The organism is Caulobacter sp. 10L414 (assembly GCF_056395525.1).
Window position 1 is genome coordinate 24,712 of sequence record NZ_JBFTJR010000033.1, and the last position, 25,674, is coordinate 50,385.

Annotated in this window: 20 protein-coding genes; 2 read left to right on the top strand and 18 right to left on the bottom strand. The window is 67.6% G+C overall.

Features of this window, described 5'->3' with window-relative positions:
• Window positions 1–6: 6 nt before the first annotated feature.
• Genes rpsC through rpsJ form a run of 8 tightly spaced genes read right to left on the bottom strand, consistent with a single transcriptional unit; the run spans window position 7 to window position 4,282 of the window.
• A complete protein-coding gene (rpsC, locus tag AC1DCG_RS14465; protein ID WP_058348436.1) occupies window positions 7–756 on the bottom strand; it encodes a 30S ribosomal protein S3 in 750 nt (249 codons plus the stop codon).
• Window positions 756–1,136 carry a 50S ribosomal protein L22 gene (rplV, locus tag AC1DCG_RS14470; RefSeq protein ID WP_116489696.1) on the bottom strand — a complete coding sequence of 127 codons (381 nt, stop codon included), beginning with the start codon at window positions 1,134–1,136 and terminating at the stop codon, window positions 756–758. The genes rpsC and rplV overlap by 1 nt, the downstream gene beginning before the upstream one ends.
• 2 nt (window positions 1,137–1,138) lie before the next feature.
• Complete coding sequence (gene rpsS / locus AC1DCG_RS14475; protein ID WP_029912294.1) at window positions 1,139–1,417, bottom strand: 30S ribosomal protein S19; 279 nt, start codon at window positions 1,415–1,417, stop codon at window positions 1,139–1,141.
• Between the two features lie 3 nt (window positions 1,418–1,420).
• A complete protein-coding gene (gene rplB, locus AC1DCG_RS14480) occupies window positions 1,421–2,257 on the bottom strand; it encodes a 50S ribosomal protein L2 (protein WP_058348434.1) in 837 nt (278 codons plus the stop codon).
• A 3-nt stretch (window positions 2,258–2,260) separates the two neighbouring features.
• Complete coding sequence (locus tag AC1DCG_RS14485) at window positions 2,261–2,557, bottom strand: 50S ribosomal protein L23 (protein WP_058348433.1); 297 nt, start codon at window positions 2,555–2,557, stop codon at window positions 2,261–2,263.
• Window positions 2,557–3,195 (bottom strand): 50S ribosomal protein L4, encoded by a 639-nt coding sequence (rplD, locus tag AC1DCG_RS14490; RefSeq protein ID WP_165262846.1) that lies wholly within the window; start codon window positions 3,193–3,195, stop codon window positions 2,557–2,559. The genes AC1DCG_RS14485 and rplD overlap by 1 nt, the downstream gene beginning before the upstream one ends.
• Window positions 3,195–3,959, bottom strand: coding sequence for a 50S ribosomal protein L3 (rplC, locus tag AC1DCG_RS14495; RefSeq protein ID WP_165262844.1), 765 nt, complete (start codon window positions 3,957–3,959; stop codon window positions 3,195–3,197). Before rplC ends, rplD begins: the two co-directional genes overlap by 1 nt.
• A 14-nt stretch (window positions 3,960–3,973) precedes the next feature.
• A complete protein-coding gene (rpsJ, locus tag AC1DCG_RS14500; protein ID WP_004616952.1) occupies window positions 3,974–4,282 on the bottom strand; it encodes a 30S ribosomal protein S10 in 309 nt (102 codons plus the stop codon).
• A gap of 625 nt (window positions 4,283–4,907) precedes the next feature.
• On the opposite strand from rpsJ, the gene AC1DCG_RS14505 reads away from it, so the two are divergent.
• Complete coding sequence (locus AC1DCG_RS14505) at window positions 4,908–5,663, top strand: hypothetical protein (protein WP_165262842.1); 756 nt, start codon at window positions 4,908–4,910, stop codon at window positions 5,661–5,663.
• A 169-nt stretch (window positions 5,664–5,832) separates the two neighbouring features.
• Here AC1DCG_RS14505 and AC1DCG_RS14510 read toward each other — a convergent pair whose 3' ends face one another.
• The 5 genes from AC1DCG_RS14510 to fdhD form a co-directional block, all read right to left on the bottom strand.
• A complete protein-coding gene (locus tag AC1DCG_RS14510) occupies window positions 5,833–6,675 on the bottom strand; it encodes a GIN domain-containing protein (RefSeq protein ID WP_477030641.1) in 843 nt (280 codons plus the stop codon).
• A 103-nt stretch (window positions 6,676–6,778) separates the two neighbouring features.
• Window positions 6,779–7,684, bottom strand: coding sequence for a transcriptional regulator (locus AC1DCG_RS14515; RefSeq protein WP_477036806.1), 906 nt, complete (start codon window positions 7,682–7,684; stop codon window positions 6,779–6,781).
• Between the two features lie 16 nt (window positions 7,685–7,700).
• Window positions 7,701–8,849 (bottom strand): GNAT family N-acetyltransferase, encoded by a 1,149-nt coding sequence (locus AC1DCG_RS14520; protein ID WP_477036807.1) that lies wholly within the window; start codon window positions 8,847–8,849, stop codon window positions 7,701–7,703.
• 65 nt (window positions 8,850–8,914) lie between these two features.
• Window positions 8,915–11,224, bottom strand: coding sequence for an FdhF/YdeP family oxidoreductase (locus AC1DCG_RS14525; RefSeq protein ID WP_477036808.1), 2,310 nt, complete (start codon window positions 11,222–11,224; stop codon window positions 8,915–8,917).
• Window positions 11,224–12,039 (bottom strand): formate dehydrogenase accessory sulfurtransferase FdhD, encoded by an 816-nt coding sequence (gene fdhD / locus AC1DCG_RS14530; RefSeq protein WP_477030645.1) that lies wholly within the window; start codon window positions 12,037–12,039, stop codon window positions 11,224–11,226. The genes AC1DCG_RS14525 and fdhD overlap by 1 nt, the downstream gene beginning before the upstream one ends.
• A gap of 345 nt (window positions 12,040–12,384) precedes the next feature.
• Between fdhD and AC1DCG_RS14535 the strand changes: the two genes are divergently transcribed.
• Window positions 12,385–15,243 carry a TonB-dependent receptor plug domain-containing protein gene (locus AC1DCG_RS14535; protein ID WP_165262832.1) on the top strand — a complete coding sequence of 953 codons (2,859 nt, stop codon included), beginning with the start codon at window positions 12,385–12,387 and terminating at the stop codon, window positions 15,241–15,243.
• 173 nt (window positions 15,244–15,416) lie between these two features.
• Here the strand turns inward: AC1DCG_RS14535 and AC1DCG_RS14540 are convergent, their stop codons facing one another.
• The 5 genes from AC1DCG_RS14540 to AC1DCG_RS14560 form a co-directional block, all read right to left on the bottom strand.
• Window positions 15,417–17,492: a prolyl oligopeptidase family serine peptidase gene (locus tag AC1DCG_RS14540; protein WP_477030646.1), complete on the bottom strand. Its 2,076-nt coding sequence runs from the start codon at window positions 17,490–17,492 to the stop codon at window positions 15,417–15,419.
• 250 nt (window positions 17,493–17,742) lie between these two features.
• Window positions 17,743–20,256 (bottom strand): beta-galactosidase GalA, encoded by a 2,514-nt coding sequence (galA, locus tag AC1DCG_RS14545; RefSeq protein ID WP_477037138.1) that lies wholly within the window; start codon window positions 20,254–20,256, stop codon window positions 17,743–17,745.
• A 132-nt stretch (window positions 20,257–20,388) separates the two neighbouring features.
• Complete coding sequence (locus tag AC1DCG_RS14550) at window positions 20,389–23,097, bottom strand: TonB-dependent receptor (RefSeq protein WP_477037139.1); 2,709 nt, start codon at window positions 23,095–23,097, stop codon at window positions 20,389–20,391.
• 207 nt (window positions 23,098–23,304) lie between these two features.
• Window positions 23,305–24,678 carry a glycoside hydrolase family 53 protein gene (locus tag AC1DCG_RS14555; protein WP_477041532.1) on the bottom strand — a complete coding sequence of 458 codons (1,374 nt, stop codon included), beginning with the start codon at window positions 24,676–24,678 and terminating at the stop codon, window positions 23,305–23,307.
• A gap of 81 nt (window positions 24,679–24,759) precedes the next feature.
• On the bottom strand, window positions 24,760–25,650 hold the full coding sequence (locus tag AC1DCG_RS14560; RefSeq protein WP_477030650.1) for a LysR family transcriptional regulator: 891 nt from the start codon (window positions 25,648–25,650) through the stop codon (window positions 24,760–24,762).
• Window positions 25,651–25,674 lie beyond the last annotated feature (24 nt).

Genomic DNA, 25,674 nt, shown 5'->3' on the forward strand with positions numbered 1-25,674 from the left:
CTATCCTTAGTCCCGATTGCGGCGGCCGCGGTCGCCGCGGTCCGGGCGATCGCCGCGCTCACGTCCACCGCCTTCACCGGCCGGGCCGGATTCGGAAGCGAGACGCTTGTCCAGCGCCATCGGGTCATGCTCCAGCACTTCGCCTTTGAAGATCCAGGTCTTCACGCCGATGATGCCGTAGGTGGTCTTGGCTTCAGCGAAACCGTAGTCGATGTCCGCGCGCAGGGTGTGCAGCGGAACGCGACCTTCGCGGTACCATTCCATGCGGGCGATTTCGGCGCCGCCGAGGCGGCCCGAGACGTTGATCCGGACGCCCTTGGCGCCGAGACGCACGGCCGACTGGATCGAACGCTTCATCGCACGACGGAAGGCGATCCGGCGCTCGAGTTGCTGAGCGATGGACTCGGCGACCAGCTGAGCGTCGGTTTCCGGCTTGCGGATCTCGACGATGTTCAGGTGGACTTCGCCTTCGGTCATCACCGAGAGGTCCTTGCGGAGCTTCTCGATGTCAGCGCCCTTCTTGCCGATAATGACGCCCGGACGGGCGGCATAGATCGTGATGCGGCACTTCTTGTGCGGACGCTCGATGATGATGCGCGAGACGCCAGCTTGGTACAGGCGCTTCTTCAGGGCGGCGCGGATCGCGAGGTCCTGGTGCAGCATCTTGCCGTACTGGTCGCCGTCGGAGAACCAACGGCTGTCCCAGGTGCGGTTCACGCCGAGCCGCAGCCCGACCGGATTGACTTTCTGACCCATTAGGCGGCCTCACCCAGTTCGCGGACCACGATCGTGATCTCGGAGAACGGCTTTTCCACGCGCGTCGCACGACCGCGGGCGCGGGGCGAGAAGCGCTTCATCACCAGGTTCTTGCCCACATAGGCCTCGGCGACGACCAGCGAGTCGATGTCGAGGTTGTGGTTGTTCTCGGCGTTCGAGATCGCCGAGTACAGCGCCTTGCGGACGTCCTGGGCGATACGCTTGTGGCTGAATTCGAGCTCGTTCAGAGCGCGCTGGACGTTCAGGCCACGGATGGACTGAGCGACCAGGTTCAGCTTGCGCGGGCTGGTGCGCAGGGTGCGCACCTTAGCCATCGCCTCAACGCCTTCCAGGCGGCGAGCTTGCTTTTGCTTGGCCATGATTACTTCCTCTTGGCCTTCTTGTCGGCGGCGTGGCCCGGGAAGTTACGCGTGGGAGCGAACTCGCCGAACTTCATGCCGACCATGTCTTCCGACACGGAGACCGGGACGTGCTTCTGGCCGTTGTGGACGCCGAAGGTCAGGCCGACGAATTGCGGCATGATCGTCGAGCGACGCGACCAGGTCTTGATGACGTCCTTGCGGCCCGACGACAGAGCAGCGTCGGCCTTCTTCAGGAGGTACCCGTCGACAAACGGGCCTTTCCAGACTGAGCGGGTCATGGCTTAGCGGCCCTTCTTCGCTTTGTGGCGCGAACGGATGATGAACTTATCCGTGGCCTTGTTGACGCGGGTCTTGGCGCCCTTGGTCGGCTTACCAGCCGGGGTCACCGGGTGGCGACCGCCCGAGGTGCGGCCTTCACCACCACCGTGGGGGTGGTCGACCGGGTTCATGGCGACGCCGCGGACGTGCGGGCGACGACCCATGTGACGAACACGACCGGCCTTGCCGAGGTTTTCGTTCATGTGGTCGGGGTTCGAAACCGCGCCGACGGTGGCCATGCAGGTGTCGAGGACCATGCGCAGCTCGCCCGAGTTCAGGCGGATCTGGGCGTAGCCGGCGTCACGACCGACCAGCTGGGCGTAGGCGCCAGCCGAACGGGCGATCTGACCGCCCTTGGCGGGCTTCAGCTCGACGTTGTGGATGATCGTGCCGATCGGCAGGGTGCGCAGCGGCGAGGCGTTGCCCGGCTTCACGTCGACCTTCTCGGCGGTGACGACTTCGTCGCCGGCCTTGAGGCGTTGCGGGGCCAGGATGTAGGCCAGCTCGCCGTCCTGATACTTGATCAGGGCGATGAACGCGGTGCGGTTCGGATCGTATTCGAGACGAACGACCGTGGCCGTGCCTTGCTTACGACGCTTGAAGTCCACCAGGCGGTACAGGCGCTTGGCGCCGCCGCCGCGGAAGCGAACGGCGATACGGCCGTTGCCGCCACGACCGCCCGACTTCGAGAGGCCCTCAACGAGCTTCTTTTCCGGACGGCCCTTGTGGAGCTCGCTGCGATCGATCAGCACCAGGCCGCGCTGGCCGGGGCTGGTCGGGTTAAAGTGCTTCAAGGCCATGTCTTAGAGCCCCGTCGTGATGTCGATCGACTGGCCTTCGGCCAGGGTCACGATCGCTTTCTTGACGTCGGTGCGGCGACCGACGATGCCACGGAAGCGCTTGGTCTTGCCCTTGGCGACCAGGGTGTTGACCTTGGTGACCTTGACCTTGAACAGCTCTTCGACTGCGGCGGCGATTTCGTCCTTCGACGCATCGGCGGCCACCTTGAAGACAACCTTGTTCTGCTCGCTGAGCAGGGTCGTCTTTTCGGTGATCACCGGCGACAGGATCGTGTCGTAGTGGCGGGCGGTAGCGGCCATTACGCGGCTTCCTTCTCAGCGAAACGAGCCGAGATCGCTTCGACCGCGTCCTTGGTCAGGACCAGGGTCTTGCGACGCAGCACGTCGTAGACGTTCAGGCCGGCGTTCGGCAGCACGTCCACGTTCGGAATGTTGCGGGCGGCGAGCTTGAAGTTCGCGTCCACTTCCGGACCGGCGATGACCAGGGCGTTCTTCAGACCGATCTTGTCGAAGTTGGCGCGCAGGGCGGCCGTCTTCGCTTCGGTCAGAACGGCGCTGTCGAGAACGACGAGCGAACCGGCCTTGGCCTTCGACGACAGGGCGTGACGCAGAGCCAGAGCCCGGATCTTCTTGGGAAGATCGAAGGCGTGGCTGCGGACGACCGGGCCGTGGGCCTTGGCGCCGCCGACGAACTGAGCCGCACGGCGCGAACCGTGACGAGCGCCGCCGGTGCCCTTCTGCTTGTACATCTTCTTGCTCGTACGAGAGACCTCGTTACGAACCTGAATCTTGTGGTTGCCCGAGCGGCGCTTGGCCAGCTGCCAGGTAACGACGCGCTGCAGGATGTCGCCGCGGATGTCTTCGATGCCGAAGATGGCGTCGTCGAGATCCACGGAGCCGGCCTTGCCGCCGTCAAGTTTGATGACGTCGAGTTTCATTAGCCTTCGCCCTCTTCGGTCGTCGCCGCGGGGGCCTCTTCAGCGGGGGTTTCAGCAGCCGGAGCAGCTTCGCCAGCCTTACGGAAGGCGCCCGGACGCGGCAGGTCGGCCGGAGCGGCCTTCTTCACGGCGTCGCGGATCTTCACGTAGCTGCCTTCGTGGCCCGGGACGGCGCCCTTGACCAGGATCAGGCCGCGCTCGACGTCGACCTTCCAGACGGTGACGTTGAGGGTGGTGACGGTTTCTTGACCGAGGTGACCAGCCATCTTCTTGCCCGGGAACGTACGACCCGGATCCTGGCGGTTACCGGTCGAACCGTGCGAGCGGTGCGAGACCGAGACACCGTGGGTGGCGCGGAGACCGCCGAAGTTCCAGCGCTTCATGGCGCCGGCAAAACCCTTACCGACGGTGACGCCTTGGATGTCGACCTTCTGGCCGGCGACGTAGTGGTCGGCGGTGAATTCCGCACCCACTTCGATCAGGGCCGATTCCTCGACGCGGAATTCGGCGACGACCCGCTTGGGCTCGACCGAGTTCTTGCCGAAGTGGCCGCGCTCGGCCTTCGAGGTGTTCTTGGGCTTCTTGGCGCCGGCGCCGAGTTGCAGGGCGGTGTAACCGTCCTTCTCGACAGTGCGCTGAGCCACGACCTGGCAACCGTCGAGCGACAGGACGGTGACCGGCACGTGCTGGCCAGCTTCGTCGAAGAAGCGGGTCATGCCGAGCTTCTTGGCGATCAGGCCGGTGCGGTTAGCGGGGAGAGTCATCAGTTCGGCCCTCCTTACAGCTTGATTTCGACGTCAACGCCGGCCGACAGGTCGAGCTTCATCAGCGCGTCCACGGTCTGCGGAGTCGGGTCAACGATGTCGAGGACGCGCTTGTGCGTACGGATCTCGAACTGCTCGCGCGACTTCTTGTCGACGTGCGGCGAACGGTTGACGGTGAATTTTTCGATAAGCGTGGGCAGGGGGATGGGGCCCCGCACCGTCGCACCCGTGCGCTTGGCCGTATTGACGATCTCGCGCGTGGAATGATCCAACACGCGGTGATCGAAGGCCTTGAGCCGGATGCGGATGTTCTGACGATCCATATCGCTCGGTTTCCTAGTGGGCTGCGCCCGCGTCTCGAACCATTTCAAAGACCAACCCGGACTCCTCTTTCGAGAACTCCGAACGCAGCGTCCGCAAAACAAATTGGCCCGCGCAATCGCTTGCGAGGGCCGGTGATCCGCAACCACGCCGTCCTCCGAGGAGAACCCTCCTCTGGATGAGAAGGACGCCTGGTTACGGGTCGCTTGCGAACCGCGTTTGAGCCCTAGAGCTCACAGCCGGTCCAACAGAGGGGCGCTTTTACGTGCCTGAATCGGTTTCGTCAAGCGGTCCCGCAGGGCTTTCGCGACGGCTTGTTTAACAAGGCGTAAAGCCCCCGCGCCGGACACAACGGCTTAACACTTATGGCCAAAACGCGGCTGACCAAAAAGCAATGTTCACCGACTTATCGGCGATGCACACAATCTTTGTGCGCGACCCGCGCGTATAGAAACCGAATTCGTTCCTGCAAGTGTAGTATTTGCGCACCATAACGCCTCGAACGGTCTGGCAGAGCCTTGCGGCCGTCATCGAACCTTCATAGATCCGCCCCGCTCGACGGAAGGGAGGCCCTCCCCAAAACGACCGCCCGCCGTCGAGACCACATGAGTAAGGGGATTACCCACTATGAAGACCCAACTGTTCGCCGCCGCCGCCGTGCTGGCCGTCGCCGTCTCGGCTCCCGCTTTCGCCCAGAACATCGGTTCGGTCGGCGCCGCCGTCGACTACACCAACGTCGACACCAGCGTCGGCGACGCTGACGGCACCTCGGTCGTCATCGACGGCTCGGTCGCCATCCCGACCGGTTCGTGGACGATCACCGCCAGCGGCGACGTCTCGATCGCCGACAGCGACGTCTCGCAGCGTACCGTCGCTTCGGGCGCTGCTCACGCCACGACCGTGATCGGCAACGGCCTGCGCATCGGCGGCTTCACCGCCCTGTCGCGTCCGTCGAACGACACCCTGTGGGCCGTCGGCGGCGAAGCCCAGAAGTACCTCGGCAACGTGACCCTGACGGGTCTGGCCGCCTACGGTCAGTCGAACGACCTCGACGCCGACCTGTGGACCGTCCGCGCCGGCGCCAACTACTTCGTCTCGGACGACTTCCGTCTGGACGCCGGCCTCGGCTGGTCGAACGTCGACGGTCTCGTCGACGCCGACATCTGGGACATCAACGTCGGTGGTGAATACAAGTTCGCCAACACCGGCTGGTCGACCTTCGCCAAGTACACCCACAGCGAAGCCGACGACCTGGCCGACCTGAAGTCGGACGCCGTGAAGGTTGGCCTGCGCTACACCTTCGGCGGCAGCCTGAAGGCCCGCAACGCCGCCGGCGCCGACCTGGCCACCGGCAGCGACCTGTTCGGCTTCCTGGCCCGCTAAGCCGGAAGCTTCGTGATCTTCCGGCCCCGGCCGGAGGATCACGGGCAGCGTTTCCTGGATCCCCCTCCCCTCCTGCAGGGGCGGGCCCTGGCGAAAGCAAGACGCCCCCGGAGCGCAAGCTCCGGGGGCGTTCTCTTTATATATATGTGCGTGCGCCGATCGGCGCGGCTTACGGGCCGATATGGATCGTGCCCGAGCCCATCGCCGACTTCTTGACCGCGCCATTGACCTTGGCCACGCGGATGTCGCCCGACCCGGCCACCGACAGCGAAACACGATCGGCCTCGCCGCCGAAGGTCACGCCGCCGGACCCCATGATGCTGACGTCGAGATCGCGGGCCCGGCCCGTTGCGACCTTGACGCCGCCCGAGCCGGCGATGCTGACGTCGATGTCGCCGCCGCGCACCGCCGCGGCCTTCACATCGCCCGAACCGGCGATCGAGACCTCGAGGTCGGAGACGTCCTGCAGGCTGATGTCGCCGGCGCCGGCCAGGTTGATCTCGGCCTTGGCGGCGCTGCCGGCCTTGGTGTCGCCCGACCCCGCCAGGCTGATCTCGAGCTTGCCCCTGGTGTTGGCCACCGTCCAATCGCCGCAGCCGGCGTTGGCCAGCTCGACGCTGTCGCTGCGGCCGATGCTGCCGTAGACCGCGCCGGAAGCGCCGACCGAGACGTTCAGCGGCACGCGGATGGCCACCTGCGGCATGTCCTGCCAGCGCACCTCGCCCAGGTCGCGCACCTTCACCGTGACATTGTCGCCCCGGCCGTTGCAGCTCCGGATGCGCTTGAGGCGCAGGTCCCCGTCGATGATCGTCTGGCCGCCGACCTTGCGCACCTCCAGCGGCAGGCGGCCGTTGGTGGTCAGGAACTCGACCTTCACGTCGCTGCGGGCTTCGGGAATGATGGTGACGCGGGCGACCGCGTCCTTGATCTTCACCGACGGTTCGGCGGCCGCCGCCGCGCCGGCCAGGCCCAGAACGGCCGCGCCGGCGGCCAGGCTGATGATTGCGCGCATCTTTTTAGTCCCCTCGGATGGCTTTGCGTTGAGGGAACGCTAGTCGGGCGGGCCGCGCCGCACGACTTAATTCGAGGTCATGACGCTGTTGTCACGAACCCCGTCAGGCGGCCTTCTGCGCGTCGCCGATCTCGAAGCTGCGCTCGAAGGCCTTGATCTTGTCCTCGACCAGACCCATCCGCTTGAGGCCGAGCGAGGCCGCCCACAGGCCAGCGCGCGCCGCCATCGGCGTCTTGTCCATCGCCGCCACGGGCAGGCCCCAGCGGCGCAGCACGCCGTTGGCGAAGTGGGCGCCGTTGGTCAGGCGCGAGCCCCAGGTCTGGTAATCCACCGACAGCGAGACGTTGAAGGCGCCCTGGTTCTCGATCCGGTGCGGCGCATGCAGCGGCCAGCTGGCGGCCATGCCCGGCTCCAGGTCGAACACCGCCGCGGCCGCGTCCATGTCGCGCCGGTACGGCAGGTCCTCGGTCTGCTGCTTGAGCAGGATGTTCTCCATGCCCTGCTGGGGCATGTGCGCCTCGTCGGCAGGATAGATCCAGATCCGCTTGCGGCCGCGCAGGTGGAACAGGATGACGCCCGGCGCGTCGGCGTGGAACGGCACCTTGGCGCCGGGGGCCGACAGGATCAGCTGGCCGTTCAGCTGGACGGGCGAGAAACCCTTGGCCTCGCCCGCGATCTCGGCGAAGGCCTGCTTCATCAGCGGCGTCAGGGCCGGATACCAGGCCTCGGCCCGGCGCAGCTGCACCCAGATGCGCCCCTGCTTGACGCCTTCCAGCACCTCGCGCCCCGGCAGGCGGCCGCGAGCGCCCGTGCGCATAGTCGCCTGGCCTTCGGCGTCGAAGTCGAACAGGTTGATGTCGTAGAGCTCGGCCGGATAGGCGTCGAGCAGGCGCGCCAGGGCCTCGTCGTCGAACAGGCCGGTTTCGGCGAGGTTATGGCGGAAGGTGATCGGGGCCTTGCGGAAGCCCTTGACCTGGTCGTCCGACCAGGGCGCGACGAGACGGGTCATAAGCCTTACTCCTCCCTCAGTCGGCCAGCAGGCCGAGGCTCAAGCCAAGTCCGATGCCCACGCCGATTCCGGCCCCGACGGCCGGATGACGCCGGCCAAGGCCGGTGACGAAACTGGCGCCGCCCTTGACCTGGCCGATGAGGCCCGGCTCGCAGGCGGCGATGCGATCGAGACGACGCGCCAGGCGGCGGCCGACCTCGTCGATGCGATCCGCGCCCGGGGCCCCGCGCAGGTGGGTCATCAGCGACGGCCGCATGGCCACCGCGCCCTCCAGCACCGGCTCCATCGGCACGGCGAAATCTTCCTTGTAGGCTTCCTCGCTGGGCCCGAAGTCGACACGGGCGATCCCGCGCTCGGCGGCCGCTCGCAAGGTCTCCAGCGTCATCAGCGCGCCGGGCGAGTAGCGCGAGAAGGCCGGGTCGTAGATCGGGAACCACAGGTGATGGCGATCGCCGGCGGTCAGGCCAAGCTCGGCCGCCACGATGGTTCCGCCGGCGCGCAGCACGGCCAGGCGCAGGCCGAAGTCCGGCGCGTCGCACTCGGCCAGCCGGTTCAGCAGATCGATGGTCCAGCCGCAGGCGAAGATGTCGTGCTGGTGCGTGCGGCGAATCTGGGCGCGCTTCTGGGCGACCAGCCAGGCCAGCAGGTCCAGGGCGGGCCGCTCGAAGGTGAAGACCATCTGGCCGTGATCGCGCTCCAGGGCGCGGGCCCGGCGGCGCTTATCCTTCAGGAAGGCGGCGCTGCGGGTGGCCTGATAGGCCTCGAAGCCGCCCGACAGGTCGGCGGCCATGGCGTAGCGAACGGAAAGCTCGGGCAGAGGTTCGGGCGAGAGCAGGCCGCTGACCCGCATGCGCTCGGCGCCCAGCAGGGCCAGCACGGCGGGCAGCGAAACGCCCGGTTCGGCGACCAGGCCGTGGAAGTCGCTCATCGGCGCGCCCAGCGGCTGGATCGACGAGCCGCGCCGCTGGAACGGCAGGAAGCCGACGACGCGGCCGCCCTGCTCCAGAACAGCCACGCGCGAGCCCGGCGCGCAGGCCGCGGCCGCCTCGGCGTAGCGGAGATCGAAATAGGGTCCGGCCAGCATCGGCTCGGCGGCGCGCAAGGCGGCCCACCGCGCACGCTCGGCGGCGTTGAGGTCGGCGACCTCGATGACCCGCGCCTGCAATCCCGTATCCAGCACCCTGCTCCCGTCCTCGCGGACTACGCCGGGCGTGGATCAACGGCCCTCCGTCAGGCGCCGTGTAGGGTTAACCGCACCGGCGCCGACTTGTAGGCCGGCGTACCACTACGCCGGTCGTGATCCTCTAGTGCTACTAGAGCATTGGTTTCCGGATAGTATGCGGCCACGCACCCGCGCGGAATTTTTCGCGCGACGGCCGTGAAGCCGCGCACAACTCGCGCTCCGGTTTCATCGAAGGCCGCGACCAGGTCGATGCGCTGCCCCTCCTCCACGCCCAGCGCCGCCAGGTCGTCGGGATTGACGAACACCACGTCGCGCCGGCCGAACACGCCGCGATAGCGGTCGTTCTCGCCATAGATGGTGGTGTTGTACTGGTCGTGGCTGCGCAGGGTTGTCAGCAGCATCACCGAGGCGTCGCCCCGGCGTGGATCGTCTAGCCCGGTGTGCGGCAGGAAGTTGGCCTTGCCCGAGGCGGTGTTCCACTTGCGCTCGGCCGGGGGCACCGGCAGGCGGAAGCCGCCCGGCTGGCGCACGCGCGTGTTGTAGTCGGTGAACTGGGTCGGAAAGACCTGTTCGATCAGGTCGCGGATCTTGTCGTAGTCGGCGGTCAGCCCTTCCCAGTCGACGGGATCGTCGGCGCCCAGGGCCGCGCGGGCGACGCCCGCGACAATGGCCGGCTCGGACATCAGGTGCTCGGAGGCCGGCGCGTTGAGGCCGCGCGAGGCGTGCACCATCGACATCGAGTCCTCGACCGTCACCGACTGGCGCACCCCGCCCTGCAGATCCATCTCGGTGCGGCCCAGGCACGGCAGCAGCAGCGCCTCGCGCCCGACCAGCAGGTGGGTGCGATTGGGCTTGGTGGCGATGTGGGCGGCGAAGTCGACCTTGCGCATGGCCGCGTGGGTGCGCACCGGATCCGGCGCAGCGACCGCGAAGTTGCCGCCCAGGCCGACGAACACCTTGGTGCGCCCCTCCCCCATAGCCTCGATGGCCTCGACCACCGTGTGGCCATGGTCGCGCGGCGGCGTAAAACCGAACACCCTGCCCAGCGAGTCCAGAAGCGCCGCCGACGGCTTTTCCCAGATGCCGACCGTGCGGTCGCCCTGGACGTTGGAGTGGCCCCGCAGCGGGCAGATCCCCGCCCCCGCCCGGCCGATGTTGCCGCGCAGCAGCAGCAGGTTCACCAGCTGCTGGACGGTGCTGGACGAATTGCGGTGCTGGGTCAGGCCCATGCCGTAGCAGAGGATCACAGCGCTGGACCGGGCGTAGATGGCCGCGGCCTCCTCGATCTCGGCGCGCGACAGGCCGCCGACGGCGACGATCTCGTCCCAGGACAGCGCGTCGAGATGGGCGGCCAGGGCTTCGAAACCCGCGGTGTGCTCGGCGATGAAGTCGTCGTCGAGCACCGCCGGCTCGTTCGCCGCGCGGGCCGCGCGGTCGAAGGCCAGGACGGCCTTCATCAGGCCCTGCACCGCGGCCGCGTCGCCGCCGACCGACACCTGATAATAGCGCGAGGCGATCGGGGTCGACGACAGGGTCGCCATCTCGACCGGGTCCTGCGGCGAGGCGAAGCGCTCCAGCGCCCGCTCGACCAGCGGGTTGAAGGCCATGATCGTCGCGCCCCTGCGCGAGGCCTCGCGCAGGGTGGCCATCATCCGCGGGTGATTGGTGCCGGGGTTGTGGCCGAAGCACAGGATCAGGTCGGCGTGGTCGAAGTCCTCCAGGCTGACCGAACCCTTGCCCATGCCGATCGAGTCCGGCAGGCCGACGCTGGTCGGCTCGTGGCACATGTTCGAGCAGTCGGGGAAATTGTTGGTGCCGACCTTGCGCCCGAGCAACTGGAACAGGAACGCCGCCTCGTTGCTGGCCCGGCCCGAGGCGTAGAACTCAGCCTCGTGGGGGCTTTCCAGCGCCTGGATCGCCGCGCCGGTGCGGGCGAAGGCCTCGCTCCACGAGATCGGCAGATAGCGGTCGCTGGCCGCGTCATAGGCCATGGGGTGGGTCAGGCGGCCCAGGTCCTCGATGGCGTGATCGCTCCAGGTCAGCATCTCGCTGACGGTGTGGGCCGCAAAGACCTCGGGGCTAGCCCGCTTGGCGGTGGCCTCCCAGGCCACGGCCTTGGCGCCGTTCTCGCAGAACTCGAACGACGAGGTGTGCTTGGGATCGGGCCAGGCGCAGCCGGGGCAGTCGAAGCCCTCGGGCTGGTTGGCCCGCATCAGGGTCTTGCCGCCTTCGACGATGGTCTCCTGGTCGGCCAGGGCCCCGGCCACGGCCTTCAGCGCGCCCCAGCCGCCGGCCGGCGCGTCATAGGGCTTCACGCCCGGGATCTTGCCCGAGGCGGGATTGGAATCGTCGGCCATCACGCAACCTCCAGCGCCACCTCGACCAGGCGGTCGGGACGGGAAAACACCATGTGGCCGTCGGCCCGGGCCAGGGCGACCAGGGTCAGGCCGGACTCCTCGGCCCGGCGCACGGCCAAGTCGGTGGGAGCCGAGACAGCGACGATCATGCCCGCCCCCATGCGCACGGCCTTCTCGACCATCTCGAACGAGCAGCGGCTGGTGACCAGCACGAAGCCGGCGCCGGCGTCGCGGCCCTGGCGCGCCATCGCCCCGGCCAGCTTGTCGAGCGCGTTGTGACGGCCGACGTCCTCGGTCAGCAGCAGCACCTGCCCGTCCGCATCGCAGAACGCCGCCGCATGGGTGGCGCGGGTGCTGCGGCCCAGGGCCTGGGCGGCTTCGAGATTGGCCAGGGCCGCGGGCACCGCCTCATGCGAGACGCGCACGCCCTCGACGGCCTGCGGCAGCGGCCGCACCGCGTCGGCCAGGCGCTGCACGCCGCACAGGCCGCAGCTGGAACGGCCTTCCAGGTTGCGAGGCCGGGCCTTTCGGCGAACCACGCCCTCGGACAGGCGCACGTCGACGAGGATCCCGAGATCCTCGGTCCGCGCCTCCACCGAGACGATCTCGGCGGCGCGGGCGACCCCTTCGGTGATCGTGAAACCCCGCGCCAGGTCTTCGACGTCGGCGGGCGTGGCCATCAGCACGGTGTGTGGGCGAGCGTCGAACGACAGGCCCACGGCGACCTCCTGGGGGGTCCAGCGCTGGGTCGTCGCGGCGCGTCCCGGGGCGCGCCATTCCAGGGCGGATCGGAGGCGGGCGGAAGCATCGGACATGACGCGAAGACTACAGTTTGGGCGCCGCCGCCGCCATGGCGAAAGACGAACACGGGGTGTGGCCGCCGGGCCACGCGCTCCTTTTGCGACAAGACGAACACAAAACGCCGTTTTGCTTCAAAGAGAGCGCGACAGATTTCCCGCTGATATCCCGATCCGCCGAAAGACGCCGGTATACGATTGTAGCCAAATCATATTCCGCCGTTCCTGTAATTCATCGGAACGTTACAGAACTTTCACCTCACAATCACGAAACAAAGCCCGCCCATCCCTGCCCCACGGCGAAATTTTATTCCGCCTCCATGGCCTTGGCCGCGACGCCTTGGCGATTACTGGGGACTTTGAATGGCTAGAAATACCTATCTGCTGGGCGCTTCCGCGCTCGTCATCGCCATGACGACCGCGCCGATGCTGGCGCAGGCCCAGACGACCGACGACGCCTCCGCCGTCGAAGAAGTGGTGGTCACCGGCTCGCGCATCGCGCGCCGCGACTACGTCTCCAACAGCCCGATCGTCACGATGGGCCAGGAAGCGATCGAGAAGACCGGTTCGGTCACCGTCGACACCCTGCTCAACCAGATGCCCCAGTTCGTGCCGGCCGTGTCGTCGACCTCGAACAACCCGTCGAACGGCGGTCAGGCCAACATCGACCTGCGCGGTCTGGGGACTCAGCGCACGATGGTGCTGATCGACGGCCACCGCGTGGTTCCGTCCAACTCGGACGGCACCGTCGACGTCAACATCATCCCGTCGGCCCTGATCCAGAACATCGAGGTGATCTCGGGCGGCGCCTCGGCGACCTACGGCTCGGACGCCCTGTCGGGCGTGGTCAACTTCAAGCTCAACAAGAACTTCACCGGCCTGCAGATGGACGCCCAGTACGGCGTCACCGAGCAGGGCGACGGCAAGGAAAGCTCACTGAGCCTGACTGCCGGCGGCAAGTACGCCGAGGACAAGGGCCACGCCGTGTTCTCGGTCAGCTACTCGCAACGCGGCGAGGTCTACAACGCCGCCCGCGACTTCGCGAAGATCTCCGGCGCGTCGTCGACCACGCCGTACGGCCGCTATGACGCCACCGGCACCAACCTGCCGACCCAGGCCGCCATCGACGCCGTGTTCGCCAAGTACGGCTACGCCGCCGGCACCGTGAAGGCCTCGTCGAACCTGGGCTTCAACAACGACGGCACGCTGTTCTACAACGGCGTCAACTACACCGGCTCGGACGCGATCGACTACTCGACGATCCCGGTCAACGGCACCTACAACACCGGCGCCCTGAACCTGCTGCAACTGCCGCTGACCCGCTACTCGGCCTATGCGGCCACCGAGTACGAGGTCAACGAGCACGCCGAGGTCTACGGCTCGTTCAACTTCACCCACTACGACTCGCGCACCATCCTGGCGCCGTCGCCGGCCGCCACCACGACGGGCTTCACCGTGCCGGTGACCAACCCGTTCATCCCCGACGACCTGTCGACCATCCTGGCCAGCCGCGCCGACCCGACGGCCGACTTCCTGCTGCGCAAGCGTTTCACCGACGTCGGCGCCCGGATCTCGGAAACCACCTTCAACGTCTTCCAGCTGGCGGGCGGCGTGCGCGGCACGACCGGCTTCAAGGACTGGACCTACGACCTCTACGCCTCGTTCGGGCGTTCGGAGCAGAACGAGACCCAGTCGGGCAACGTCAGCCACTCGGCGGTCCAGACCCTGCTGGACGCGGCCGACGGCGGCGCCAGCATCTGCACCGGCGGCTACGACCCCTTCGGCAACAACGCCCTGTCGGACTCGTGCCGTTCGTACATCTCGCGCACGACCAAGAACTGGACCGCCGCCGAACAGCGCATGGTCGAGCTGAACTTCCAGGGCGGCCTGTTCAACCTGCCGGCCGGTGAAGTGCGCGGCGCCTGGGGCGCGGACTACAAGTTCGACAGCTTCCAGTACGTGCCCGACAGCCTGCTCTCGACCGGCGACGTCGTCGGCTTCAACGCCGCCGACGCGATCAACGCTTCGAGCGACGTCTACGAACTGTACGGCGAAATCCTGGTGCCGGTCCTGAAGGACCTGCCGTTCATCAAGTCGCTGAACCTCGACGCCGGCTACCGCATGTCGGACTACGAGACCATCGGCACCGTCGGCGCCTACAAGGTCGACGGCGACTGGGAGGTCGTCGACGGCTTCCGCATCCGCGGCGGCTACCAGCGCGCCGTGCGCGCGCCGTCGATCGGCGAGCTCTACTCGCCGCAGAACCAGGGCTATCCGTCGATCAGCGAAGACCCCTGCGCCTATGACAGCAGCTACCGGACCGGCTCCAACGCCGCCGCCGTCCGCACGCTCTGCCTGTCGCAAGGCGTGCCGTCGGCGATCATCGACAGCTACACCTACCCCAACAGCCAAGTGAACGCCCTGACCGGCGGCAACCCGGACCTGAAGGAAGAGACCGCCGACACCTACAACGTCGGCTTCGTCTGGAGCCCGCGCTTCGAGAACCCGCTGTTCGAGCGCCTGTCGCTGTCGGTCGACTACTACTCGATCGACATCAAGGACGCGATCGGCACCATCGACGCGGCCACCGTGCTGGACAAGTGCTACAACGGCGACGCCAATAGCGCCTACTACTGCAGCCTGTTCTCGCGCAACAGCTCGACGGGCGAGATCGACACCCTCACCCTGACCAACCTGAACCTGGCCCGCTACAAGACCACGGGCGTCGACTTCCAGGCGGACTGGGCCTTCGGCCTGGGCGCGGTCGGCCTCGACGACAAGTACGGTTCGCTGAAGTTCAACGTGGTGGGCAACTACCTCGACAGCTTCAAGGTCCAGAGCCTGGCGGGCGAAGCCTTCCAGGAGCTGAAGGGCACGATCGGCAACACCTCGATCAGCTCGGTCGCCGTCTCCCACCCCGAGTGGAAGTTCGCGGCCTCGGCCAGCTGGGTGCTGGGTCCGGTGGACCTGGGCGTGCGCTGGCGCCACATCGGCGATATGGTCGACGCCGCCGACGCTTCGGAGAAGATCGACGCCGTCGACTACCTCGACCTGAACGGCAGCTGGCAGATCAACGACACCTACGCGATCCGCGGCGGCGTCACGAACCTGACCGACAAGCAGCCGCCGTACTTCACCTCGTACGTGCAGGCCAACACCGACCCGTCGACCTACGACGTGCTCGGCCGCCGCTTCTACGTGGCGATCAAGGCCAAGTTCTAAGCCTTCGGGTCCAGGACGAGATCAGGCGGCGGGGTCGAAAGGCCCCGCCGCTTTTTCTTTGGGCGATCCCCCTCAGTCGCTCCGCGACAGCTCCCCCAGAGGGGGAGCATCGTGGCGCTTAAGATCCTCCCCCTTTGGGGGAGGTGGTCCGAAGGGCCGGAGGGGGTTTTTCGTCACTTCGGCGGCGACTGGAACTTCTCGAACCAGGCCAGGATCGCCGAGGCCTTGGCGGCCGACTGCGAGGGGCGGACGGCCAGGCCGCCGTGGCTGGCGCCGGGCACCTTGACCAGCGCCGTCGGCACGCCGCGCAGCTGCAGGGCCTGGTAGTACTGTTCGGACTCGGCCACCGGCGTGCGCAGGTCCTGGTCGCCGACCACGACCAGGGTCGGCGTCTTGACGTTGCCCACCAGCGACAGCGGCGAGCGCGCCCAATAGCCTTGCGGATCCTCCCACGGCATCTTGCCGAACCAGTACGAGGCCATGAAGCTGTAGGCGTCGGTGGTCAGCACCTGGCTGGACCAGTTGATCACCGGCTTCTGGGTGGCGGCCGCGGCGAAGCGGTTGGTCTTGCCGACGATCCAGGCCGTCAGGGCGCCGCCGCCCGAACCGCCGGTCACATAGAGCCGGTCGGTGTCGACGAAGCCCTTGGCGATGGCCGCGTCCACCGCGCTCATCAGGTCGTCGTAGTCGTGGCTGGGATAGTTGCGGTCGATCTCGTTGGCGAAGGCCTCGCCGTACGACGTCGAGCCGCGCGGGTTGGCGTAGACCACCACGTAGCCGGCCGCCGCATAGAGCTGGTTGTCGGTCGAGAAGCTGGGGCCATAGGCCGAGAACGGCCCGCCGTGGATCTCGAGGATCAGCGGGTACTTCTTGGCGGGATCGAAGTTGGGCGGAGTGACGATCCAGGCGCCGATGTCCTTGCCGTCGAAGGACGACTTCACCGGCAGGGCCTCGACCTTGCCCAGGGTCTTGGCGCCCAGGAGGTCGGCGTTCAGGGCGGTCAGGCGCCTGGCCTCGCCGCCCTTCCTGGCGATGGCGATGTCGGAGGGACGGCTGGTCGAGCCCTGGGTGAAGGCCACCGCGCCGTCGCGCGCCACGCTGAACGCGCCGCCGCTGTAGGGACGGTCAAGGCCGGCGCCGGTCAGGCCCGTCACCACCGTTTCCACCTTGCCCGACAGGTCTGCGCGGGCGACGCGGACCGAGCCGTTCTCGTCGTAGGAAACGTAGAGGCCGCGGCCGTCGGCCGACCAGACCGGGTTGTCGATCGAGCGATCAAGGTCGCCGGTCAGCACCCTGCTGTTTCCGCCGTCGATGTCCATCACGTAGAGGCGGGTGTTCTCGTAGCCCCGACGGCGGGCGTCGTCATAGCCGACATAGGCCACCTGACGGCCGTCGGGCGACACCACCGGGTTGGCGTCGGGACCGACGCGCGTGGTCAAGGCCTTCAGCGCGCCGTCGGCCAAGGTCAGGCGCCAGATCTCGGCCTCGGCCGGATTGCGCTCCCAGCCCTCGGCGCGGTTGGCCGAGAACAGCAGGTAGCGGCCGTCCTTGGTGAAGGACAGCGGACCCCGGTCGTCGAACTTGCCGAAGGTCAGCTGGCGCGGCGCGCCGCCTTCGGACGAGATCGTATAGATCTTGGAGAAGCCGGCCTTCAGCGTGCCCTCGCCGTCGCCACGGAAGGTGACGCGGGTCTCGACGGTCAGCGGCGGCGCCCACTTGGCGTTCTCGGGCTTGCCCTCGGGGGCCGAGCCCAGCTTGGCGCCGTCGTCGGCGGTCAGCATCGTGAAGGCGATGGTCTTGCCGTCGGGCGACCAGGTCAGGTCGCTGGGGGCCTCGACCAGCGTGGCCAGGCGCGCGGTGCGGCCGGTGGCGACCCACTGCACATAGAGCTGCGCGCCCGCGTCGGGCGTCACCAGCACATAGGCCAGACGCTGGCCGTCCGGCGACCAGCGCGGTGACATGGCCGAGCCCTGCCCCGCCACCAGCGGCGTCTGGGCCCCGGTCTTCGTATCGACCAGCCAGATCGAACGCACGGCGCGGTCGACCATGATGTCGTTGGACGCCCGGACATAGGCGATCAGGTCGCCGTCGGGTCGGATCTGCGGATCGGAGGCGACTTCCAGGCCGAACAGGTCGCGGCCGGTGAACAGGGCCTGGGGCGCCTCGCGAACGGCGGCGACGCCGGCCATCGGGCTCGCCGCCGCCAGGGCCAGCAGCGAAACGAGCAGCAGTTTGGTGGGGCGGCGCATGGACGATCCTGGCGAAGCTTTCGAAAGAAGGGGTGGATACTGCCGCGCTCGCGGCCAGCGTCCACCCCTAATTCCGGTCCTCTTGGAAGGATCTTGCGCGGGAGATCAGATCCCGCCCCTCCCCTTGTCATCCCGGCCGAAGGCGCAAGGCGCCGTAGAGCCGGGATCTCCCACGTTTCAGGATATGGCCCCCGTGGGAGATCCCGGCGCTCCGCTTCGCTACGGCCGGGATGACAATGGAGATGGAAGCCTACCCCGCCTTCAGCGCCAGCGACGCCGGCTTCAGGCCGTGCGCCGAGGCCAGGACGCGCACTTCGCCGGCCTGGCCGCGCTTGGTGCGGACGATGGCCTGGGCCAGGCCGTTGAAGACCTTCCGCGAGCTTGCGACATCGCTCTCGTGGCTGGTCGGGTTGCCGTTGCCGACCCCGATCACCTCGCCCGGGCCGGTCACCGCGAAGGTGACCAGGTCCTCGGCCTTGGGCACGACGCGGCCCTTGGCGTCGACCACCTCGACCTTGAGGATGCCGACGTCCTGGCCGTCGGCCGCCAGGGCCGAACGGTCGGTCGTCAGGCGCACGGCGGCGGCGGGACCGGCGGTCTCGCGGCGCTGACGCAGGATCACCTTGCCGTCCTTGTAGCCGTGGGCCTCGATCACGCCCGGCGCGTAAGGCACCGACCATTCGACGTGGTGGTTGGCCTTCACCTCGCGCACGCCCTGGCTCTTGCCGTTCAAGAAGAGCTCGACCTTGTCGCAGTTGCTGTGAACCCAGACGGCGACCGGCTTTCCTTCCTGGCCTTCCCAGTTCCAGTGCGGGAACAGGTGCAGCAGCGGCTCCTTCCGCCACCAGGCGCGGTAGTAATAGTAGTTGTCCTTCGGGAAGCCGCAGGTGTCGAGCGCGCCGAAGTGCGAGCTGATGCTGGGCCAGCGGTTGAAGGGGGTCGGCTCGCCGCGATAGTCGAAGCCGGTCCAGATGAAGCCGCCGGCCATCCACGGACGGTCTGCCGCGTGGCTCCACCACTTCTCGGCCGTGGTCGCCCACCAGGGGTGGTCGGTGTCGTAGGCCGGGACGTAGCTCTTGGCGTCGCTGCGCAGGTACTCGCCGCGCGTGGTGACCGTGCTGCCGCTCTCGCTGCCGATGATCGGCAGGTTCGGGAAGCGGGCGTGGAAGTCGTCCATCTTCTCGTGGCGGTAGTTGAAGCCGATGACGTCGAGCTCGGCGGTGATGCCGTCGCCAAAGCCTGAGTCCATGGCCGCGGTGACGCCGCGGGTCGGGTCCAGGCGATTGACCAGGCGCTTCATGGTCTTGGCCACCTTGCGGCCGCGCGCCGTGCCCTGCTGCGGCTCTTCGTTGCCGATCGACCACAGGATGATGCAAGGGTGGTTGCGGTCGCGGCGGATCAGCCGCTCCATCTCGTCCAGCGAGGTCGGGTCGCTGGACATCCGGCGCGTCTCGGCGATGAACAGCATGCCCAGGCGGTCGCAGGCGTCCATCAGCTCGGGCGTGGCCGGGTTGTGCGAGGCGCGATAGGCGTTGCAGCCCATCGACTGCAGCTGCTCGATCCGCCAGACCTGCAGGGTGTCGGGGATGCCCGCGCCGACGCCGGCGTGGTCCTGGTGGTTGCAGGTCCCCTGCAGCTTGACGTGCTTGTCGTTGAGGAACAGGCCTTCCTTGGGGTCGAAGCGCACCGAGCGCACGCCGAACGGCGTGGCGTAGCGGTCGACCACCGCGCCGCCGACCTTCACCTCGGTGACCAGGGTGTAGAGGTGCGGGTTCTCCAGCGACCACAGCACCGGATTGGCCAGGGTCACGGTCTGCGACAGCGACTGGCGCTGCCAGCCCGGCAGGCGGCCGGCCGCCGGGGCGACGGCCAGGGCCGGCTTGCCCGCGCCGTCGAGCACGGTGTGGACCAGCTCGAACGCGACGGCCTCGTCGCCCTCGTTGGCCAGATCCGTCTCGATCTCCAGCGTGCCGTCGACCTTGGACTTCACGAACACGCCCCACTGGGGCACGTGCACCGGCGCGGTCTTGACCAGCCAGACGTGACGATAGATGCCCGCGCCCTCGTAGAACCAGCCTTCGCCCAGGCTGGCGTCGACGCGCACGGTGATCAGGTTGTCGCCGCCGACATTGGCGATGTCGGTGATGTCGACGCGGAAGCTGGCGTAGCCGCTTTCCTCGTGCTCGAGGACGTAGCCGTTCACCATCACCACGGCGTCGCGCATCACGCCGTCGAACTCGATCGACAGGCGCGTGCCCGGCTCGACGGCCGGGAGGGCGAAGGTCTTGCGGTACCAGCCGATGCTGTTCTGCGGGAACTCGCGGCCGATGGCCTTGTAGCCGTGGGCGGCGCGCAGGTCCTCGTCGTCGGGCTTGCCGCTGGGCTTGTAGTCGGGATTGTTTTCGAACGGCAGGGTGACGGCCCAGTCGTGCGGCACGGTCACCGGCGTCCAGGCGCTGTCGTCGAAGGTCTTCTGGGCGGCGGCGGCCACCCACCAGTTGGGCGCGTCGGCGCCGGCCTTGGCGTAGGTGCGCTGATTGGCGCCGTAGCCGAAATCACGGGCAGGGTCCTGGGCGTGGCCCAGGTGGAACTTCCAGTCGAAGTCCAGGCTGGTGCGCTCGCGCGGGCCCAGGTCGACGACGACGGGCGCGGCCTTCCTGGCGGGAGCTGCGGCGGGCTTTGCGGCGCGGGCGGAAGACGCGGCGGCGAAGGCGGCGACGCCTGCGGTGGCGGCCAGGGCTTGCCGGCGGCTGAACTCGACCATCGGGGACCTCTCGTAAGCAAAAGAAAGGGGAGGAAACCGGCGAGGTTTCCTCCCCCAGCAAAGGATCGTCGGGGAGGAGTGACGTCCTAGGAATAGACCCCCTCGCCGAAGCGAGGGGGAGGATAGACGGATTTAGAACTTCACCGTGACGTCCATCAGGAAGCGACGACCATAGATGTCGTAGCGGCCCAGGCGGTTCTCGTCGCCGTCGCGGTAGGTGCGCATGGCGCGGTTGGTCAGGTTGTTGGCCTGGAAGCGCACGCCGACCATGTCGTTGATCTGGTACGAGGTGCTGAAGTCCAGGGTCTTTTCAGTGCCCAAGGTCTGCAGTTCCGAGCCGTTCCAGCCGTAAATCACGGTCATCGGGCTGTGGTACTTGTAGCCCAGGCGCGCTTCGATCGGACCGTTGGAGTACCACAGGTCGACCGTCGCGGTGTGCTTGGCCAGGCCCGTCAGCGACAGCGGCTTGGTCGACGGCGTCATCTCGTTCAGGTCGGAGTCGACGAAGGCGTAGTTCGAATAGATCCCGAACTTGTCGAAGCCCGACGGCAGGAAGAAGAACGGCGTCTGGAAGGTCGCCTCGACGCCCTGGATGTAGCCGCCGCCGCCGTTGACCGGCGTGGCCACGGCGTAGGTGGTGCCATTGTAGGTCTCGGGCGTCTGGGTCCAGCCGATGTAGGTGTCGACGTCCTTGTAGTAGTAGGCCAGGGCCACCAGGGCTTCCGGACGGAAGTACCACTCGCCCGACAGGTCGAACTGGACGGCCTTGAACGGCTTCAGGTTCGGGTTGCCGCCCGAGCCGGTGTACGGCGCCCAGGTGCTGAGGGTCTTGCTGGCGCGCAGTTCGTCCAGCGGCGGACGGGCCACGACCTGGGCCAGGCCCACGCGCACGACCTTGCCATCGCCGAAGTCGAACTTGGCGTTCGCCGAGGGCAGGACGTCGGTGTAGTCGTTGTCGACCGTCACGGCCGAGAAGGTGTTGGCGCCGGCGTTCTGGCGATAGCCGTCGCTGCTGGTCTTGGTGGTGACCACGCGCACGCCGACGTTACCCGTCAGCCACGAGCCGGCGAAGCTGTCGGCGGCGAAGTTCAGCTTGGCGTAGGCCTCGCCGACCTTCTCGTTGACCTTCCAGCGCTGGGCCAGGTTGTCGCGGGCGTTGGCGTAGTTGAACGCGTTGTCGCCGTAAATCGCGCGGGCCACGGCGTCCAGGTCGCCGGTGATGATCCCCGGAACGTTGAAGCCGCCGATGTTGTACGAGCTGAGCAGGTTGGCCGGCACGGTGGTCGACTGCAGGCAGTTGCCCCACTCGTCCTGCAGGCTGGCGTCGTAGATGTTGCTCAGGTTGCCCGGGTTGGCGCAGACGAACCACTGGCCCTGGCTGTGGTCCTTGGTGCGGTCCGAAACGCGGAAGCCGAACTGCAGGCTCTTGAACGTGCCGCTCAGGTCGCGGGTGAAGTCCAGGGCGCCGGCGACGAGTTCGTCGTTCAGCTGCTCCAGCCCGTCGTTCTGGCCGCCGTTGTTGCCGGCCGAGCCGCTCTGCACCGTCTGGGCCAGCGAGATCGGATCCTGCGAGGCGGTCACGAACGGCTTGGCGCCGGCGCGGACGTCGTAGCTCAGCGACGAGGGCCAGCTGTCCATGCGGACGGCGCGCCAGTTGTTCTCGCGCTCGGCCTTCGAGTACGAGATGTCGCCGGCGATGGTCCACAGGTCCTTGTTCCACTTGCCGTTCAGGCCGGTGGCGAACAGGGTCTTGTCTTCGGTGTAGCGAGCCAGGATCGAGGTGATCGAGCCGTACGGCAGGGTCGCGGCGACGACGGTGTTGTTTTCCAGCACGTAGGACGCGCCGGCGCCGTTGTAGTCGCCCCAGTTGCCGTTGTCCCAGTTGCCGCGGTTGCGGGCGTAGACGGCCTGGTCCTGGTCTTCGCGGATCTTGATGTTCGAGTAGAGGGCGTCGAACTTCAGTTCGAAGTTGTCGGTCGGCTTCCACTGCAGGCCGGTCGAGACGCCGTCACGCTTCTGCTCGAGCTTCTTGACTTCCAGCTGCAGGCCCCACGGGGTGGCGTCGGTCTTGCCGTCGCCGTTCAGGTCGCCGCTGAAGTCGCTGGCGCCGACGGGGGTGCGGATGTTGGAGTCGTTCCAGCCCCAGCCTTGGAACGACACGTAGCCGTTCTTCTGCTTCTGCGAGGTCAGGCCCAGCACCATGGCCAGGTCGTCGTTGAACTTGTGCACGAACGAGCCGCTGGCGCGGTAGCCGGTCTGGCCGTAGTCCGGGATGTCCTTGCCGCCGTCATAATAGACTGGGCCGGCGCGCAGCACGACCGACGGACCGCGGTAGTCCAGCGGGTCGATCGTCTGGATGTTGATGGTGGCCGCGACGCCGCCGGCGATCAGGTCGGCCGACTGCGACTTGTAGACCTGTACGCCCTGGACGACTTCCGAGGGATAGACTTCCCAGCGGACGTTGCGGTCGGGCTCGGACGAGGCGACTTCACGGTTGTTGATGGTGCCCAGCACGAGGCGGGCGCCGAGGCCGCGGACCACCGCCTGGCTGTCGTTGCCGCGGTCGCGCGTGGCGTTCACGCCGGGCAGGCGGGCGATCGACTCGGCGATCGTCACGTCGGGCAGCTGGCCGATGTCCTTGGCCGAGATCGCCTCGACCACCTTGTCGGAACCTTGCTTCACGCCCAGGGCGTCGCGCAGGCTCTTGCGCACGCCGGTGACGACGACTTCTTCGACCTGGGTGTCGGCAGCGGGAGCGGCGTCCTGCGCCCAGGCGGCGGACGAAACGGCGAGCAGGCTCAGACCGCTGGCGGCGGCGAGCAGCATGGATTGTCGGGTCATCTAGTTCCCCCAATTAGGACGCGACGCCTTCTGCGGGCGTGGCTGTCTTCTGGTTTTGTGGAGAGGACCGGCGTCAAACGGCCGGATCAGTGAGGCGCGACGGTCCGCGCCGAAAGGAGAGCCGCGCCTCTGACGGGCGCTGGCGCGCCGGCTCTGCGGACCGGCACGCCAGTGCTATTTATCATATCAATCACATCTGACAAGTCGTCAGGGCTGGGCGGGCAACCGCACGGCGCTGGGCTTGGCCGAGATGGTCGCGCTGACGGCCGAAGCCTCGCCCACCGCTTCCGCCGTCGGGGCGGTCGCGACGGTCACCGCGGCGCCCGGCATCAGGCGCGTGCGGTAGACGAAGTCGGCGCCTTCGCGAACCATCGGGCGCGGCCCGGCCCCACCCAGGAAGTCGCCGTCGATGAACCCCGCGGGCTTGTCGCCGGCCGCCACCTTGAAGGTCGTCTCGACCGGCATGACGTAGGTGGTCGACAGCCACTTGATCCCCTGGACCGGCTGGCCCTTGAAGTCGAACAGGGTCGAGTTCTCCCAGTTCGAGCCGGTGCCCCAGCGGGTCTTGCACTTGGTCGAGACCCAGGCCGGCTCCCAGTAGAAGACGCCCGTGCCGCCGTTGGCGAACACCAGCTGGGTCAGGTCGATCAGGTACTTCTTCTGGCCTTCCTGAGTGGCGGGATAGCCCGGGATCAGAGAGTCTTCGCCCAACAGGTTGGGCGAGCTGTCGGCGCCTTCGGTGGTGAAGGGATAGGACGTCTCGACCACCACCACGTCGGCCGCATAGGTGTGGCGCAGGCGGTTGATGGACTCGCCCAGCTGCGCCATCGAGCGCTTGGACCACTTGCTGTAGTAGCTGATGCCGATCATGTCGTAGTCGGTGACGCCGGCCTTGGCCGCGGCCGCGAACCAGTCCTCGACGGTGTCGGGCTGGGCGATGTGCAGCATCACCCGCGGGTTCTTCGAGCCCTTGGCGCCGGCGTCGCGCACGGCCTTGATGCCGGCGTTGAACAGCAGCGCGTTGCGCTCCCAGTTGATCGGGTCCTTGGCCTTTTCCAGCGTCGAGACGATCTCGCCGTTGGTCTCGTTGCCCACCTGCACCAGGTCGGGCATCAGGCCCTGGGCGTCGAGCTTGGTCAGGGTGTCGTAGGTGAAGGCGTAGAGGGCCTTGGCTTGGTCGGGCGTCGACAGCTTCTCCCAGGCCTTGGGGGCCAGTTGCTTCTCACCGTCGGCCCAGTCGTCCGAATAGTGGAAGTCGAGCAGCACCTGCAGGCCGGCGGCCTTGGCGCGCTTGATGCTCTTGGTGACGTCGGCGATGTTGGAATAGTTCGTCCACTGCGGGTCGTTCCACAGGCGGATGYGGGCGATGTTCGAGCCGGCGTCCTTGAAGAACTGGTACTGCTCGACGGTCTTGCCGCCGGAACGGTAGACGGCCCCGCAGTCGTCCATCTCGTTGGCGTACGAGATGTCGACGCCCAGATAGGTCTTCGGTCCTTTGGCGGGTTCGGCCGCGACGGCGGCGGTGGAGGCCATCAGGCCGGCGATAAGCCCCAGGCCCAGCTTCCGAAGTTGTCCCGACATGGCGAATGCTCCCGTTCTGTCTTCCCGGCTGCGATGAAGGCCCGGCCGGGGTTTTCGGGGCGGAATATCTTCGTATTGATATTACAAATCAACCCTCGAGCCGAGCGCGATCCTGACAAAGTTTTGCAGGGCGGGTGACGGTGTTTTCCCAGTAACCAGGCTGAGTTGCGCGATCGGCGTTCCGCCGGCGATGGGCCGGAAGACCACGCCGTCGAGCGCCAGGCGGGCCATCGAGACCGGCACTATCGACACGCCCAGCTCTGCCGCGACCAGAGCCACCAGAGACAGCATCTGCGGCGCCGGCTGGCCCAGGACCGGCTCGAAGCCGGCCCGCCGGCAGGCCTCGACCGCGGCGTCGAAGACCGTGGGCCCCAGGCCGCGCGGCGTCAGGATGAAGGCCTCGGCCCGCAGGTCGTGCAAGTCGACCTTCTCGCCCGAAGCCGCCGGATGCGAGGCGGGCAGCACGGCCACCATCTCCTCGCCGTCCAGGTCGTGCACCCGCAGGCCCGCAAGATCAACGGCCCCGGGTCGCAGGAAGGCCGCGTCCAATGCGCCCTGCGTGACCTCTGCCGCCAGATGGGTGCTGTTGGTCTCGGCCAGCGACAGCTCCACGTCCGGATAGCGCCGGCGATAGGCGCGCACCGAGGCCTGCACCGCGCGATTGAGCACCGCCGAGCCGGTAAAGCCCAGGCGCAGCGAGCCGCTCTCGCCCCGCGCCGCCTTCCTCGCCAGGAGAGCCGCGGACCTGGCCTGATCGGGCATGTTGCATACGGCGGCGTGAAACGCCCTTCCCGCCTCGGTCAACTCGGCCCCGGTCGGCAGGCGCTTGAACAGGGTCACGCCCAGTTCGGCCTCCAGGTCCTTGATCTGCTGGCTCAGCGGCGGCTGGCCGATGCCGATCCTGGCCGCCGCCCGCGTGAAGTGCCCTTCCTCGGCGACGGCCAGGAAGTAGCGGATGTGACGCAGCTCCACATCATCTCCAAAAGCTATCGAAAA

Excerpts from the sequence above, each read along its gene's own strand:
- rpsC (WP_058348436.1), bottom strand. The coding sequence starts at position 756 with ATGGGTCAGAAAGTCAATCCGGTCGGGCTGCGGCTCGGCGTGAACCGC.
- rplV (WP_116489696.1), bottom strand. The coding sequence starts at position 1,136 with ATGGCCAAGCAAAAGCAAGCTCGCCGCCTGGAAGGCGTTGAGGCGATG.
- rpsS (WP_029912294.1), bottom strand. The coding sequence starts at position 1,417 with ATGACCCGCTCAGTCTGGAAAGGCCCGTTTGTCGACGGGTACCTCCTG.
- rplB (WP_058348434.1), bottom strand. The coding sequence starts at position 2,257 with ATGGCCTTGAAGCACTTTAACCCGACCAGCCCCGGCCAGCGCGGCCTG.
- AC1DCG_RS14485 (WP_058348433.1), bottom strand. The coding sequence starts at position 2,557 with ATGGCCGCTACCGCCCGCCACTACGACACGATCCTGTCGCCGGTGATC.
- rplD (WP_165262846.1), bottom strand. The coding sequence starts at position 3,195 with ATGAAACTCGACGTCATCAAACTTGACGGCGGCAAGGCCGGCTCCGTG.
- rplC (WP_165262844.1), bottom strand. The coding sequence starts at position 3,959 with ATGACTCTCCCCGCTAACCGCACCGGCCTGATCGCCAAGAAGCTCGGC.
- rpsJ (WP_004616952.1), bottom strand. The coding sequence starts at position 4,282 with ATGGATCGTCAGAACATCCGCATCCGGCTCAAGGCCTTCGATCACCGC.
- AC1DCG_RS14505 (WP_165262842.1), top strand. The coding sequence starts at position 4,908 with ATGAAGACCCAACTGTTCGCCGCCGCCGCCGTGCTGGCCGTCGCCGTC.
- AC1DCG_RS14510 (WP_477030641.1), bottom strand. The coding sequence starts at position 6,675 with ATGCGCGCAATCATCAGCCTGGCCGCCGGCGCGGCCGTTCTGGGCCTG.
- AC1DCG_RS14515 (WP_477036806.1), bottom strand. The coding sequence starts at position 7,684 with ATGACCCGTCTCGTCGCGCCCTGGTCGGACGACCAGGTCAAGGGCTTC.
- AC1DCG_RS14525 (WP_477036808.1), bottom strand. The coding sequence starts at position 11,224 with ATGGCCGACGATTCCAATCCCGCCTCGGGCAAGATCCCGGGCGTGAAG.
- fdhD (WP_477030645.1), bottom strand. The coding sequence starts at position 12,039 with ATGTCCGATGCTTCCGCCCGCCTCCGATCCGCCCTGGAATGGCGCGCC.
- AC1DCG_RS14535 (WP_165262832.1), top strand. The coding sequence starts at position 12,385 with ATGGCTAGAAATACCTATCTGCTGGGCGCTTCCGCGCTCGTCATCGCC.
- AC1DCG_RS14540 (WP_477030646.1), bottom strand. The coding sequence starts at position 17,492 with ATGCGCCGCCCCACCAAACTGCTGCTCGTTTCGCTGCTGGCCCTGGCG.
- galA (WP_477037138.1), bottom strand. The coding sequence starts at position 20,256 with ATGGTCGAGTTCAGCCGCCGGCAAGCCCTGGCCGCCACCGCAGGCGTC.
- AC1DCG_RS14550 (WP_477037139.1), bottom strand. The coding sequence starts at position 23,097 with ATGACCCGACAATCCATGCTGCTCGCCGCCGCCAGCGGTCTGAGCCTG.